Origin of the sequence: Streptomyces sp. NPDC005761 (assembly GCF_040630635.1) — a bacterium.
GTDB lineage: Bacteria > Actinomycetota > Actinomycetes > Streptomycetales > Streptomycetaceae > Streptomyces.
The window spans coordinates 97237-111575 of sequence record NZ_JBEXXX010000013.1 but is presented as its reverse complement, the minus strand read 5'-3'; the positions used below and the strand labels follow the sequence as shown (position 1 = coordinate 111575).

13 protein-coding genes and 1 riboswitch are annotated in these 14339 nt (G+C 69.7%); of the genes, 11 read left to right on the top strand and 2 right to left on the bottom strand.

The genetic code is table 11. The features are described from left to right. Window positions 1-141 precede the first annotated feature (141 nt). Window positions 142-732 carry a M23 family metallopeptidase gene (locus ABZ434_RS15375; RefSeq protein WP_359135759.1) on the bottom strand — a complete coding sequence of 197 codons (591 nt, stop codon included), beginning with the start codon at window positions 730-732 and terminating at the stop codon, window positions 142-144. A gap of 423 nt (window positions 733-1155) precedes the next feature. On the opposite strand from ABZ434_RS15375, the gene rpsB reads away from it, so the two are divergent. The 5 genes from rpsB to ABZ434_RS15350 all read left to right on the top strand — a co-directional run bounded on the left by rpsB (window position 1156) and on the right by ABZ434_RS15350 (window position 5770). After that, window positions 1156-2088: a 30S ribosomal protein S2 gene (gene rpsB, locus ABZ434_RS15370; protein WP_306057991.1), complete on the top strand. Its 933-nt coding sequence runs from the start codon at window positions 1156-1158 to the stop codon at window positions 2086-2088. A 99-nt stretch (window positions 2089-2187) separates the two neighbouring features. Continuing rightward, window positions 2188-3024: a translation elongation factor Ts gene (gene tsf, locus ABZ434_RS15365; protein WP_359135757.1), complete on the top strand. Its 837-nt coding sequence runs from the start codon at window positions 2188-2190 to the stop codon at window positions 3022-3024. Window positions 3025-3181: 157 nt separating this feature from the next. Next, the gene (gene pyrH / locus ABZ434_RS15360) at window positions 3182-3958 is read left to right on the top strand and encodes a UMP kinase (protein ID WP_359135755.1); all 777 of its coding nucleotides are present in this window, start codon (window positions 3182-3184) and stop codon (window positions 3956-3958) included. Between the two features lie 169 nt (window positions 3959-4127). Continuing rightward, window positions 4128-4685: a ribosome recycling factor gene (frr, locus tag ABZ434_RS15355; protein ID WP_037690170.1), complete on the top strand. Its 558-nt coding sequence runs from the start codon at window positions 4128-4130 to the stop codon at window positions 4683-4685. Next, window positions 4685-5770 (top strand): phosphatidate cytidylyltransferase, encoded by a 1086-nt coding sequence (locus ABZ434_RS15350; RefSeq protein WP_359135752.1) that lies wholly within the window; start codon window positions 4685-4687, stop codon window positions 5768-5770. Before frr ends, ABZ434_RS15350 begins: the two co-directional genes overlap by 1 nt. 89 nt (window positions 5771-5859) lie before the next feature. On the opposite strand, the gene ABZ434_RS15345 is transcribed toward ABZ434_RS15350, so the two are convergent. Further along, entirely contained in the window at window positions 5860-6387 is a 528-nt protein-coding gene (locus ABZ434_RS15345) for a hypothetical protein (RefSeq protein WP_359135750.1), read from the bottom strand. Between the two features lie 296 nt (window positions 6388-6683). Between ABZ434_RS15345 and rlmN the strand changes: the two genes are divergently transcribed. From rlmN to ABZ434_RS15315, 6 genes are all read left to right on the top strand, one after another. Continuing rightward, entirely contained in the window at window positions 6684-7790 is a 1107-nt protein-coding gene (gene rlmN / locus ABZ434_RS15340) for a 23S rRNA (adenine(2503)-C(2))-methyltransferase RlmN (protein ID WP_359135748.1), read from the top strand. A 41-nt stretch (window positions 7791-7831) separates the two neighbouring features. Continuing rightward, window positions 7832-7948, top strand: a riboswitch (TPP riboswitch). An 80-nt stretch (window positions 7949-8028) separates the two neighbouring features. Continuing rightward, on the top strand, window positions 8029-9132 hold the full coding sequence (locus ABZ434_RS15335) for a thiamine ABC transporter substrate-binding protein (protein WP_359135746.1): 1104 nt from the start codon (window positions 8029-8031) through the stop codon (window positions 9130-9132). An 86-nt stretch (window positions 9133-9218) separates the two neighbouring features. Then, complete coding sequence (locus ABZ434_RS15330) at window positions 9219-10832, top strand: iron ABC transporter permease (RefSeq protein WP_359135848.1); 1614 nt, start codon at window positions 9219-9221, stop codon at window positions 10830-10832. Between the two features lie 2 nt (window positions 10833-10834). Then, complete coding sequence (locus ABZ434_RS15325) at window positions 10835-11857, top strand: ABC transporter ATP-binding protein (RefSeq protein ID WP_359135744.1); 1023 nt, start codon at window positions 10835-10837, stop codon at window positions 11855-11857. Window positions 11858-12436: 579 nt separating this feature from the next. Further along, the gene (locus ABZ434_RS15320) at window positions 12437-13621 is read left to right on the top strand and encodes a globin domain-containing protein (RefSeq protein ID WP_359135742.1); all 1185 of its coding nucleotides are present in this window, start codon (window positions 12437-12439) and stop codon (window positions 13619-13621) included. After that, a complete protein-coding gene (locus ABZ434_RS15315; RefSeq protein ID WP_359135740.1) occupies window positions 13618-14319 on the top strand; it encodes a pyridoxamine 5'-phosphate oxidase family protein in 702 nt (233 codons plus the stop codon). Before ABZ434_RS15320 ends, ABZ434_RS15315 begins: the two co-directional genes overlap by 4 nt. Window positions 14320-14339 lie beyond the last annotated feature (20 nt).

Genomic DNA, 14339 nt, shown 5'->3' with positions numbered 1-14339 from the left:
GCAGGAGTCGAGGAGGGCAGCGCCGCAGCAGGGACGGCGGCGTGTCGTGGTTACGCCCGCGCGGGACCGGGTTCCGGCACGCCCCACACCGGCAGGAGTCGAGGAGGGCAGCGCCGCAGCAGGGACGGCGGCGTGTCGTGGTTACGCCCGCGCGGGACCGGGTTCCGGCACGCCCCACACCGGCAGCAGCCGGGAAGGGCCGCGCCGCAGCAGGGACGGCGGCAGCAGCGACAGCGGGTCCAGATACGCCTCCGCACGCCGCAGCCCCCAGTGCAGACAGCCGGAATCACAGTGCGACGGCCCGGCCGACAGGACCGCCACCGCCTGGCCGGCCGTGACCTCGTCGCCCTTCGCGACGAGCGGGCGTACCGGCTCATAGGTGGTCCGCAGCGGTGGATCGCCGGTCCCCGCAAGCTCGATCACGATCACTCCGCGCCCCGCCACGCCGCCCGCGAACGACACCCGGCCCGCCGCGGCCGCGAGCACCCGCGCGCCCGGCCCGGCACCGAGGTCCACCCCGCGGTGACCGCGCCCGTACTCGGTGGCGGGCGGTTCCCACCCCCGTACGACCGTGGGCCGCCCCTCCAGGGGCCAGACCCTCACCTCCGCCGGACCCTGCGGAAGGGGTGCTCGGCCATCCGCCGTACCCGGCGCCCCCACCTCGACCGCAACCCCCGCCACGCTCGGCGGCGGCCGTTCCGCCGCCAGGGCGTGCAGGCCGCTGCAGCTCATGACGAGCGGCCCCCCGAGCAGCAGCCCCGGGGCAGCCGCGACCGCCCCACCCGCCCACCACCGGCGGTGACCTGCGGGCCCGCCACGACGCTCGAATGGGCGGCGGCCGGACCGGATCGGGCGACAAAGGCGTCCAGCTGTGAATCGCATGTGGTCACCGTCCCCCGCCCGGCGCTTCCGTGGGGATCATGGACCGGATCTGTGGACTACCGAACGGTTGTGGACAGCGTCGTCACCCGGCACCCGGTGGGTCCCGTACACTTCTTTTGGCGATCCGGGTCACCGGGTCGACTTCGCACGCCCCGCCATCTCCTCTCCGGAGGTGGCCGCGCTCCTCGGTCCTTCGTGGCACGGCGCGTCGGGGCGTCAGGCGCGACAGCAAACCTGCGGTCGCGATAACCGAGCACCTCAAGGAGTACGGCCATGGCCGTCGTCACGATGCGGGAGCTGCTGGAAAGCGGCGTCCACTTCGGTCACCAGACCCGTCGCTGGAACCCGAAGATGAAGCGCTTCATCTTCACCGAGCGCAACGGCATCTACATCATCGACCTGCTCCAGTCGCTGTCGTACATCGACCGCGCCTACGAGTTCGTCAAGGAGACCGTCGCCCACGGCGGCTCCATCATGTTCGTGGGTACGAAGAAGCAGGCCCAGGAGGCCATCGCCGAGCAGGCGACGCGCGTCGGCATGCCGTACGTCAACCAGCGTTGGCTCGGTGGCATGCTCACCAACTTCTCCACCGTCTACAAGCGCCTTCAGCGTCTGAAGGAGCTCGAGCTCATCGACTTCGAGGACGTGGCCGCCTCCGGCCTCACCAAGAAGGAGCTCCTGGTTCTCTCCCGCGAGAAGGCCAAGCTGGAGAAGACCCTCGGTGGTATCCGCGAGATGCAGAAGGTGCCGAGCGCCGTCTGGATCGTCGACACCAAGAAGGAGCACATCGCCGTCGGTGAGGCGCGCAAGCTCCACATCCCGGTCGTCGCGATCCTGGACACCAACTGTGACCCCGACGAGGTCGACTACAAGATCCCGGGCAACGACGACGCGATCCGCTCCGTCACCCTGCTCACCCGCGTGATCGCCGACGCCGTCGCCGAGGGCCTCATCGCCCGCTCCGGCGCTGCGACCGGCGACTCGAAGCCGGGCGAGAAGGCCGCCGGCGAGCCGCTCGCCGAGTGGGAGCGCGACCTGCTCGAGGGCGACAAGAAGGCTGACGCCGAGGTGCAGACCTCCGCCGAGACCGAGAAGGTCGCGGACGCGGAGGCCGCTGAGGCCCCCGCCGCCGAGGCTGCTGCCGAGGCCCCCGCCGCCGAGGCCCCCGCTGCCGAGGCTCCGGCCGCGGACGCCGAGCAGGCCTGACACCCGTCACGGCTGAAGACGGCGGGGGCGGGAGCCACAGGCACCGCCCCCGCCGTTCACCCGTAGATCTTTCAGACTTCGAGAGAGACATACAGACTCATGGCGAACTACACCGCCGCTGACGTCAAGAAGCTCCGTGAGCTCACCGGCGCCGGCATGATGGACTGCAAGAAGGCCCTCGACGAGGCCGACGGCAACGTCGACGGAGCCGTCGAGGCGCTTCGCATCAAGGGCCAGAAGGGCGTCGCCAAGCGCGAGGGCCGCTCCGCCGAGAACGGCGCGGTCGTCTCCGTCCTCTCCGAGGACAAGACCTCCGGCGTCCTGCTCGAGCTGAAGTGCGAGACGGACTTCGTCGCCAAGGGCGACAAGTTCCAGGCCGTCGCCAACACGCTCGCCGCTCACGTCGCCGCGACCTCCCCGGCCGACATCGAGGCGCTTCTCGCCTCCGAGATCGAGCCCGGCAAGACCGTCCAGGCGTATGTGGACGAGGCCAACGCCAACCTCGGCGAGAAGATCGTCCTGGACCGCTTCGCGCAGTTCGACGGCGCCTACGTCTCCGTGTACATGCACCGCACCATGCCCGACCTGCCCCCGCAGATCGGTGTCCTGGTCGAGCTGGACAAGGCCGACGCCGACCTGGCGAAGGGCATCGCCCAGCACATCGCCGCCTTCGCGCCGAAGTACCTGTCCCGCGAGGACGTCCCGGCCGAGATCGTCGAGGCCGAGCGCCGTGTCGCCGAGGAGACCACGCGCGCCGAGGGCAAGCCCGAGGCCGCGCTCCCCAAGATCGTCGAGGGTCGCGTCAACGGCTTCTTCAAGGAGGCCACCCTCCTCGGCCAGCCGTACGCGCTGGACAACAAGAAGTCCGTCCAGAAGGTCCTGGACGAGGCCGGTGTCACCCTGAAGCGCTTCACGCGCATCAAGGTCGGCATCTGAGTCCGTCCGCGAAAAACGGTGGACCCCGATAGGGTCTGGTGCAGTCGACGGCCGCACACCGCCGTACGACCGCAGATCTGACGAGGAGGCCATTGCCGCTGAGGGACACAGACCCACCGGCAATGGCCTCCTTCGTATGTGCACGAGGAGAATCTCCATGAACAAGGGCGCGGACGCCGCAACAGGTGACCACAAGCGCGATGACGGCAAGGTGCGCGGACGCTTCATGCTGAAGCTGTCCGGAGAGGCGTTCGCCGGCGGCGGGGGTCTCGGCGTCGACCCCGACGTCGTGCACGCCATCGCCCGCGAGATCGCGGCCGTCGTCCGCGACGGCGCGGAAATCGCGATCGTCATCGGCGGCGGCAACTTCTTCCGCGGTGCCGAGCTCCAGCAGCGCGGCATGGACCGGGCCCGGTCCGACTACATGGGCATGCTCGGCACCGTCATGAACTGCCTCGCTCTCCAGGACTTCCTGGAGAAGGAGGGCATCGACTCCCGTGTCCAGACGGCCATCACCATGGGCCAGGTAGCGGAGCCGTACATTCCGCTGCGTGCCGTACGACACCTGGAGAAGGGCCGCGTCGTCATCTTCGGCGCCGGCATGGGCATGCCGTACTTCTCGACCGACACCACAGCGGCACAGCGCGCCCTGGAGATCGACGCCGAGGCACTGCTGATGGGGAAGAACGGCGTGGACGGGGTCTACGACTCCGACCCGAAGACCAACCCCGCTGCGGTGAAGTTCGACGCGCTGGAGTACAGCGAGGTGCTCGCCCGCGATCTCAAGGTCGCCGACGCCACCGCCATCACGCTCTGCCGTGACAACCAGCTGCCGATCCTCGTCTTCGAGCTGACCACCGCGGGCAATATCGCCCGCGCAGTCAAGAGTGAGAAGATCGGCACGCTCGTGAGTGACCAGGGCACCCGGGCCTGACAACCGGGGGGACCGCACCGGGGGAACCCGGCCGGGCCCGGGAGCGCGGGGGACGCTCCCGAAGGATGGACAACGGCCTGCCGGTCGGACACCGTGCAGGTGAGGACGCGACGCAGGACCCGCCGGGCCCGAGCACGCCGGGCCCACTCAAGACACGCAGGAGCACGTGGTGATCGAAGAAACCCTCCTCGAGGCCGAGGAGAAGATGGAGAAGGCCGTCGTGGTCGCGAAAGAGGACTTCGCCGCGATCCGCACCGGCCGTGCGCACCCGGCGATGTTCAACAAGATCGTTGCCGACTACTACGGCGCACTGACCCCGATCAACCAGCTGGCCTCGTTCTCGGTGCCCGAGCCCCGTATGGCCGTCGTGACGCCGTTCGACAAGACCGCGCTGCGCAACATCGAGCAGGCCATCCGTGACTCGGATCTCGGCGTCAACCCGAGCAACGACGGCAATATCATCCGGGTGACCTTCCCCGACCTCACCGAAGAGCGCCGTCGCGACTACATCAAGGTCGCGAAGACCAAGGCCGAGGACTCCAAGATCTCGATCCGGGCCGTCCGCCGCAAGGCCAAGGAGACGCTCGACAAGCTGGTCAAGGACAAGGAGTCCGGCGAGGACGAGGTGCGCCGCGCCGAGAAGGAGCTCGACGACACCACCGCGAAGTACGTCGCGCAGGTGGACGAGCTGCTCAAGCACAAGGAAGCCGAGCTGCTCGAAGTCTGATGAACGACTCTTCCTGGGGCGTCCCGCAGGGCGCCCGCCACCGGGCCGCGCCCGAGATGCGGGCCGCTCCGGCGGGTCCTGCATACGATGTGCATGACGCCCAGCAGACTCGGCCCATGCCCATCGTGCCGGACGTTCCCGACGCAGGTAGAGACGCTGACGACCGTGATGACCGGGACCAGGGGGCCGCACGCCTGAACGGCGGCCCCCTGTTCCGCGACGAGAAGCCGCAGGAGCCCATGTCCACCGCGCCGCCACCCCCGCAGAAGAAGCGTGCGGGCCGTGATCTCGGATCCGCCATAGGGGTCGGTCTGGGGCTCGGCGCGGTCGTCGCCGTCTCGCTCTTCGTCGTCAAGGCAGTCTTCGTCGGTGTGATCGTGGTCGCCGTCGTCGTGGGCCTGTGGGAGCTCACGTCCCGGCTGGAGGAGCGCAAGGGCATCAAGGCGCCTCTCGTGCCGCTCGCGATCGGTGGCGCGGCCATGGTCGTGGCCGGCTACGCACGGGGTGCCGAGGGCGCCTGGATCGCCATGGCCCTGACCGCCCTGGCGGTGCTCGTCTGGCGGATGACCGAGCCGCCGGATGGGTACCTCAGGGACGTCACGGCCGGTGTCTTCGCCGCCTTCTACGTGCCGTTCCTGGCGACCTTCGTCGCGATGCTCCTGACCGCCGACGACGGACCGCAGCGGGTTCTGACCTTCCTGCTGCTCACTGTCGTCAGCGACACGGGTGCGTACGCCGTCGGCTGGCGCTTCGGCAAGCACAAGCTCGCACCGCGCATCAGCCCCGGCAAGACACGCGAGGGCCTGTTCGGAGCCGTGGCCTTCGCGATGGTGGCCGGTGCGCTGTGCATGCAGTTCCTGATCGACGACGGCTCGTGGTGGCAGGGCCTGCTGCTCGGCCTCGCGGTCGCCGCCAGCGCCACCCTGGGTGACCTGGGCGAGTCCATGATCAAGCGGGATCTCGGGATCAAGGACATGGGCACACTGCTGCCCGGGCACGGCGGGATCATGGACCGGCTCGACTCCCTGCTGCCGACCGCTCCCGTGGTCTGGCTGCTGCTGGTGATCTTCGTCGGCTCCGGCTGATCGGCCCCAGCATTCTTCCGGGTGAGGGCCCGCCGTCCGTGGACGGCGGGCCCTCACCCGTATGCAGGGCGGCAGCGAGACAGCACGCGTCAGCTCTGGTTCCGCAGGGCGGAGCGCATGTGGTGATGGAGTTCCATGGCCCGGCGGTGCATCCACAGGATCCAGAGGCAGAACGCCACCACCCCGACCGTGAAGACCAGCGGAAACACCAGCGAACCGGTGGTCGCACCGAGGACGAGCATGCCGACCGCGGTCAGGCCCATGAACGCCAGCCAGTACGGCAGCCACCGCTTGCCCCGCTCCATCTTGCCCAGCTGATCGTCCACCAGCCGCCGCATCATCGCCCGTTCCTCCGGATCCCGCGGAACCTCACGGCGCCGGATCCTGCGGTTGAGACTGACGACCGTGCGCGGGTCGGCTCCGGTCGCGCGGGCGGTTCTACGGCGCTGAGCAGCGAGGACCGCGATGATCACAGCGGTGTAGAGCAGGCTCTGGACCACCCATAAGCCCGGATGGTCATCCCGGCGGAACAGGGCGCTGAAACCCATGCCCAGGACGAAGACCACCAGTGCCTGCCCGACCAGGCTGTGATTGAACCAGTGCTTCAAGGTGTGCATGGCACGTACCTCCTGCGAATGCGACGGAATGTCCCTCTCGCTCCCGGATACCCAGCCCGGCCCGGTCCATCGGCGGCATGCCCCAGCGCGCCGCCGCTCGCGTGCCGGCCGTGCCCGGGAAGCCGCAGCGGCTCATCGACCCGAACGCGCGGCCCTCGGGGCCCGCCTTCGGGTGCGATCCGTCACTGCCGTATGCGCGTCCGGGCCGTCATCGGGCCGCAGGCGCCGCCCCCGACGACGGCCCTCACCGTCGACGACCGCGAGTACCCCGGCGTGTCTGCGACACTGGAAGAACCATGCCTAAGCCCGGAGAACTCACTTTCGTCGCGCCCCGCGGAGCCAAGAAGCCGCCGCGGCACCTCGCCGACCTCACGCCCGCCGAGCGCAAGGAAGCAGTCGCCGCGATCGGCGAGAAGCCGTTCCGCGCGCAGCAGCTCTCGCAGCACTACTTCGCGCGGTACGCGCACGACCCGGCCGAGTGGACCAACATCCCGGCCGGGTCGCGGGGCAAGCTCGCCGAGGCGATGTTCCCCGACCTGATGTCCGTGGTGCGGCACATCAGCTGCGACGACGACACCACCCGCAAGACGCTGTGGAAGCTGCACGACGGGACGCTGGTCGAGTCCGTCCTGATGCGTTACCCCGAGCGGGTCACGATGTGCATCTCCTCGCAGGCCGGCTGCGGGATGAACTGTCCGTTCTGCGCCACCGGGCAGGCCGGTCTCGACCGGAACCTGTCCACCGCGGAGATCGTCCACCAGATCGTGGACGGCATGCGGGCCCTGCGCGACGGCGAGGTTCCGGGTGGGCCGGCACGGCTCTCCAACATCGTCTTCATGGGCATGGGTGAGCCGCTCGCCAACTACAACCGCGTGGTCGGCGCCATCCGCAGGCTGACCGACCCCGAGCCCGACGGGCTCGGGCTCTCGCAGCGAGGGATCACGGTCTCCACCGTGGGTCTCGTACCGGCGATGCTGCGCTTCGCGGACGAGGGCTTCAAGTGCCGTCTCGCCGTCTCGCTGCACGCCCCGGACGACGAGCTGCGCGACACGCTCGTGCCGGTGAACACCCGGTGGAAGGTGCGCGAGGTACTGGACGCAGCGTGGGAGTACGCGGAGAAGTCCGGTCGCCGCATCTCCATCGAGTACGCGCTGATCCGCGACATCAACGACCAGGCGTGGCGGGGCGACCGCCTCGGCCGGCTGCTCAAGGGCAAGCGGGTCCACGTCAACCTGATCCCGCTGAACCCGACCCCCGGGTCGAAGTGGACCGCCTCGCGGCCCGAGGACGAGAAGGCGTTCGTCGAGGCGATCGCCGCCCATGGCGTGCCGGTGACCGTCCGGGACACTCGGGGCCAGGAGATCGACGGAGCCTGCGGACAGCTGGCGGCAGCCGAGCGCTGAGGCCGGAACCGGCCGTGTAGCCTGGGCTTGAATTCAACTTCATATTCCGACAGGGGAGCGCCACAGCGCTGAGAGTGCGGCACCGAGGACAGGTTGGCCGCAGACCCTCTGAACCTCGCCCGGGTCATTCCGGGTAGGAAGTTCGGACCTTACTCAAGCTGTTGCGCCCTGCCCGCTTCCGGTTTCCCCCGGTGCGGGCAGGGCCGCGTCTCTTCCTGGTCACTCCAGGAGGAATCACATGAGCACCACCAAGAAGATCGCGGTGACGGCCGTCGCAGCCGCACTCGGTGCCACCGCGCTTGCCGGATGCGGGAGTTCCGACGACTCGTCGTCCGGTTCCGGAAGCACCGGCAGCACCGGCTCCAAGACCGTCACCCTCGTCAGCCACGACTCCTTCAACGCCTCCAAGGACGTACTGAAGGAGTTCACCCGGGAGACCGGCTACACGGTCAAGGTGCTGAAGAGCGGTGACGCGGGAGCGGCCCTCAACCAGGAGATCCTGACCAAGGGTTCGCCCCGCGGCGACGTGTTCTTCGGCGTCGACAACACCCTGCTCTCGCGCGCCCTCGACAACGGCCTGTTCACGCCGTACGAGGCCAAGGGCCTCGACCAGGTCGCGGCCGATGTCCAGCTGGACGCGGAGAAGCACCGGGTCACCCCGGTCGACACCGGCGACATCTGCATCAACTACGACAAGAAGTACTTCGCCGACAGGAAGCTGGCACCGCCGGAGACCTTCGACGACCTGGCGAAGCCCGCGTACAGGAATCTGCTCGTCACCGAGAACGCGGCAACCTCATCGCCCGGCCTCGGCTTCCTTCTCGGTACCGTCGCCACGTACGGCGAGGACGGCTACCAGGACTACTGGAAGAAGCTGAAGAGCAACGGCGTCAAGGTCGTCGACGGCTGGGAGCAGGCGTACAACGAGGAGTTCTCCGGCTCCGCGGGTGGCAAGAAGGCCAAGGCCGACCGTCCGCTCGTCGTCAGCTACGCCTCCAGCCCGCCCGTCGAGGTGCTGTACGCGGACCCGCAGCCGAAGACCGCCCCGACCGGCGTCGCCACCGGCACGTGCTTCCGCCAGATCGAGTTCGCCGGTCTCCTCGACGGGGCGAAGAACGAGGCGGGTGGCAAGGCCCTGCTGGACTTCCTGATCGGCAGGAAGTTCCAGGAGGACATGCCGCTCAACATGTTCGTCAGCCCGGTCACCAAGGGTGCGAAGGTGCCGGACCTCTTCACCGAGTTCGGTGCGACGGTCGACAAGCCGACGACCGTCGCCCCGGACGAGATCGCCAAGAACCGTGAGCAGTGGGTCCAGTCATGGTCCTCGCTCGTAGTGAAGTAGCGAAGACTCCCGTACGCGGACCGGGCGCGCGCGGGAAGGCCGCACGCGCCCGGTCGCTGCGCGGGGGCGCGGTACGGCTGGGGCTCATGGCCGTGCCCGTGGCGTTCTTCGCGCTGTTCTTCGCCTATCCCGTCGTCGCGATCGTGGGGCGCGGGCTCAGGGCCGAGGGCGTGTGGCAGTTCGGGCGGTTCGGCGAGGTGCTGAGCCGGCCGGACATCCAGGACGTCCTCCGGTTCACCCTCTGGCAGGCCCTCGCCTCGACCGCGTCGACCCTGCTGATCGCACTGCCGGGAGCGTACGTCTTCGCCCGGTTCGACTTCCCCGGCAAACAACTGCTGCGGGCGGTCGTCACCGTGCCGTTCGTGCTGCCCACCGTCGTCGTCGGCACCGCGTTCCTCGCACTGCTGGGCCGCGGCGGCTTCCTCGACGAGCTGTGGGGCGTTCGGCTGGACACCACGGTGTGGGCGATCCTGCTGGCCCATGTCTTCTTCAACTACGCGGTCGTCGTACGTACCGTCGGCGGACTCTGGGCGCAGCTCGACCCGCGGCAGGAGGAGGCGGCGCGGGTCCTCGGCGCGGGGCGTTTCGCCGCCTGGCGTCGCGTCACCCTCCCCGCGCTCGGCCCTGCCGTGGCCGCGGCGGCGCTGATGGTCTTCCTCTTCACCTTCACCTCTTTCGGCGTCGTCCAGATCCTCGGCGGCCCCGGCTTCTCCACGCTGGAAGTGGAGATCTACCGGCAGACCGCGCAACTGCTCGACCTGCCCACGGCCGCCGTGCTGACACTGGTGCAGTTCGTCGCGGTGGGCGCCGTGCTCGCCGTGCACGCGCGGACCGTGCGGCGCAGGGAGACGGCGCTGCAACTCGTCGACCCGGCGCAGACGGCCCGGAGGCCGCGCGGGGCGGGGCAGTGGGCACTGCTCTGCGGCGTGCTGTTGACCGTGCTGGTACTGATCCTGCTGCCGCTCGGCGTCCTCGTGGAGCGGTCGCTCGACGTGTCCGGCGGCCACGGGTTCGCCTACTACCGCGCGCTTGCCTCGACGGAGACGAACAGTGGCACATTTCTGGTCGCGCCCATCGAGGCGATCGGGAACTCACTGCGCTACGCCCTGGTCGCCACCCTCATCGCCCTGGTCGTCGGGGGACTGGCAGCGGCGGCCCTGACCAGGAAGGCGGGCCGGCTCGTCCGGGGATTCGACGCGCTGCTGATGCTGCCGCTCGGCGTCTCCGCCGTCACCGTGGGCTTCGGCTTCCTGATCACCCTCGACGAGCCGCCACTGGATCTGCGTACCTCGTGGATCCTGGTGCCGCTGGCGCAGGCGCTGGTCGGGGTGCCCTTCGTCGTACGGACCATGCTGCCGGTCCTCAGAGCGGTGGACGGGCGGCTGCGCGAGGCCGCCGCAGTCCTCGGCGCCTCGCCGTTGCGGGCCTGGCGCGAGGTGGACCTGCCGCTGGTGCGGCGGGCGTTGCTGGTCGCTGCGGGCTTCGCGTTCGCCGTGTCGCTCGGCGAGTTCGGCGCCACGGTGTTCATCGCGCGGCCCGACAATCCGACGCTCCCGGTCGCGGTGGCGCGGCTGCTGGGGCGGTCCGGCGAGCTCAATTACGGCCAGGCGATGGCTCTCAGCACCATCCTGATGCTCGTGTGCGCGGTGTCGCTGCTGCTGCTCGAACGTATCCGCACCGACCGATCCGGGGAGTTCTAGAGATGCTGACGCTCGAATCGGCCACGGTGCGCTTCGGCGCCCGCGCCGCGCTCGACGCCGTGGACCTCGAGGTCGACGAGCACGAGATCGTCTGCGTCCTCGGACCGAGCGGCAGCGGTAAGTCCACCCTGCTGCGGGTCGTCGCCGGGCTCCAGCAGGCCGACGGCGGGCGGGTTCTGCTCGACGGCGCGGACCAGGGCGGCGTGCCGGTGCACCGGCGGGGCCTCGGCCTGATGTTCCAGGACCATCAGCTCTTCCCGCATCGCGACGTCGGCGCCAACGTCGCCTTCGGGCTGCGCATGCACGGCGTGAAACGGACCGAGCAGGACAGCAGGGTGGCCGAACTCCTCGATCTGGTGGGCCTGCCCGGCGCCGAACGGCGGGCCGTCGCCACGCTCTCGGGCGGCGAGCAGCAGCGCGTCGCCCTCGCACGGGCGCTCGCCCCGCGGCCCAAGCTGCTGATGCTGGACGAGCCCCTGGGCCAGCTGGACCGCAGTCTGCGCGAACGCCTCGTCGTCGAACTGCGCACGCTCTTCGCCCGGTTGGGTACGACGGTGCTCGCCGTCACCCACGACCAGGGCGAGGCCTTCGCGCTCGCCGACCGGGTCGTCGTGATGCGCGACGGACGGATCGCCCAGGTGGGCACCCCGCTGGAAGTGTGGCGGCGTCCCGCCTCCGCCTTCGTCGCGCGGTTCCTCGGCTTCGACAACGTGGTGGACGCGATGGTCACCGGCGGGGCCGCGGTCACGGACTGGGGCAGGGTCCCGGTGCCCGCGGGCTCACCGCAGGGGGCGTGCGACCTGCTGGTGCGGCCCGCCGGAGTCCTGATCGGCGGCCCGCAGGACGGTCTGCGCTGCACCGTGGGCGCGCGCACCTTCCGCGGCAACCACGTCGCGGTGAAGCTGCACCCGGAACACGGGCCGGTGCTGGACGCGGAATGCCCGCTGAACAGCACTCCGGACGAGGGAGCGCAGGTCGGCGTCACCTTCGCCGCGGCGGAGAGCGTCGTGCTGCCCGCCGTTTGATCGGCCCTCCCCTGGCTCGCTCCGCGTCCGCGCCGGCGCGACGGAACCGGCCCCCGGCAGCTGCGGGCCGTCAGGGCGGGGCCGCCGCCCGGGACATGCTCTCGCGAGCGTGCCGCGCCATCGTGCGCGCACCGGACCTGCGTTCACGCAATCTCGCGGGTTTGCTTACCGAATCTCCCCGTCACGCTCGTTTGCAAACTGCCGGTGCCCCTCCGAGGGCATCATCAAGCAGGTCGGAGCTCTGGGGACGTTCCATGACCACGCCTCGCACGCGTAGGTGCGGACTGTCGGGGGACGCCGTTTTCCACGGGATTGTGTTTATTCGAGGATCGGGGGCAGACGCCATGGGTGGGTCCGGTCCTGGCAGCCTGTGCACAATGGCTCGTCAGGCGAACACAATTTCACTGTTCTGAACCCGAGTGACGTGGAACGTCCTTTTACGATTGCGAAATTCTACTTGCCAGCACATCCCGTACACCTGGTGTCCGCTTCACCATGTGCGCCACTCGCTCGTCCCCATCCCGTCGCCGTCCGACGCGTGAGGACGCGCCTGCGCCTCGCGCCCTTCGGGGGCAGATCGTGACATCGGCTCCGCTGACAGACCGGGAGATATCCCTGGTACGTACGAGTCTGGCGGTGGTCGCACCCCAGGCCACGGAGATGACCGTCTACTTCTACGCCATCCTCTTCACCCGGCACCCCGAAGTGCGGGGGTTGTTCCCCGACAACATGGACGTCCAGCGTGACCGGCTGCTGCGTGGACTGCTGCGCATCATCGATCTGGTCGATGACGTCGACAACCTTGTGCGGTTCTGCTCCCGGCTGGGCCGGGACCACCGTAAGTTCGGAGCCCTGGACGCCCACTACCCAGCAGTGGGTGACTGCCTGCTGGCCTCCCTGGCCCGCTACGCGGGAACCGCGTGGAACGCCGAGACCGCCGCAGCCTGGAGCCGTGCCTACACCGTCGCCGCCCAGGTGATGACCGCAGCCGCCGAGGACGACACGCGCCTGCGCCCGGCTGCCTGGGAAGCGCAGATCATCCGCCACGAATACCGCGGCAACGGCATCGCCGAGATCACCGTGCGGCCCGACCTGCCCTACCCCTACACCGCCGGGCAGTACGTGAGCATGGAGACCCCCTGGTACCCCCGTACCTGGCGGCACTATTCCCCCGCTCACCCGCCGCGCACGGACAACGCGCTGACGTTCCACGTCCGGGCCGTCCACGGAGGGCAGGTCAGCAACGCGCTGGTTCACCACGCCGCCGCCGGACACCGGGTGCGGCTCGGGCCGCCCCAGGGCGAGATGACCCTTGCCGCCGCGGGCGACCGCGACCTGTTGCTGGTGGCCGGCGGGACCGGCCTCGCGCCGATCCGCGCCCTGATCGAGGAAGCCGCCGCCCTGGACATGCGGCGCTATGTGGAGCTGTTCGTCGGAGCACGCACGGCTCAGGAGCTGTACGGGCTCGACGACATGCTGCGCCTGGCCCAACGTCACTACTGGCTGACCGTCAGGGCGGCCGTCTCGCACGAGCACATCCCCGGCCAGCAGGGCACACTCCCGCAGGTGCTGCGCGAGTTCGGCCCCTGGTACCGGCACGAAGCCTTCCTGTGCGGTCCGCCCGACATGGTCACCACGGCCGTGCGCACCCTCCTGCAGCAGGGCACCCCCCAGGCCCGCATTCACCACGACCCGCTCGACACACCCGTTCTCACCGCCCCCCTCACTCCGCCCCGACCCCATCAGGAGATCGACCAGCCGTGACCCGCCACGACGCCACGTCTTCGCACGGGGAGCGCCTGCTGCAGGCCCATCTGGGCACCAGCGAACGCGCCGACGCCTTCTACGACCGGCAGGTCCACCCGCACCTCACCGCAGCCATGCGTGACTTCATCGGCCGCCAGTCCATGGTCTTCCTCTCCACCGCCGACGCCCGTGGCCACTGCGACGCCACCTTCCGCGCCGGCCCTCCCGGATTCGTCTCCGTGCTGGACGACCGCACCCTGGCCTACCCCGAGTACCGCGGGAACGGCGTCATGGCCAGCGCCGGCAACATCACCGACAACCCACACATCGGTCTGCTCTTCATGGACTTCACCCGAGACCACATCGGACTGCACGTCAACGGCTCCGCCCAGCTCGTCAGCGACCGGGAACTGCGCGCCGCCCACCCCTGGATACCCGCCGAGACCGCCCCGGGGCGGCTCCCCGTGCTGTGGACGCACATCACCCTCGACGAGGCCTACGTGCACTGTTCCAAACACATTCCCCACCTCGAGCCCGCTCCCCGGCCGCTGGGAATGGCGCGCAGTCGCCCCAAGGACGCCGACTACTTCCCCGAACCGGTTTCGCAGGCCGCATCCGGCCCGAGGCCGGACCCGGCACCGGTAAACGCCGACGTCTGCGACCCTGCCCACGTCCGTTCGGCCGCGCATCCGCTGATCGGCTCACGCGACCGCTGAGATCCTCCGGCGTGGACAGC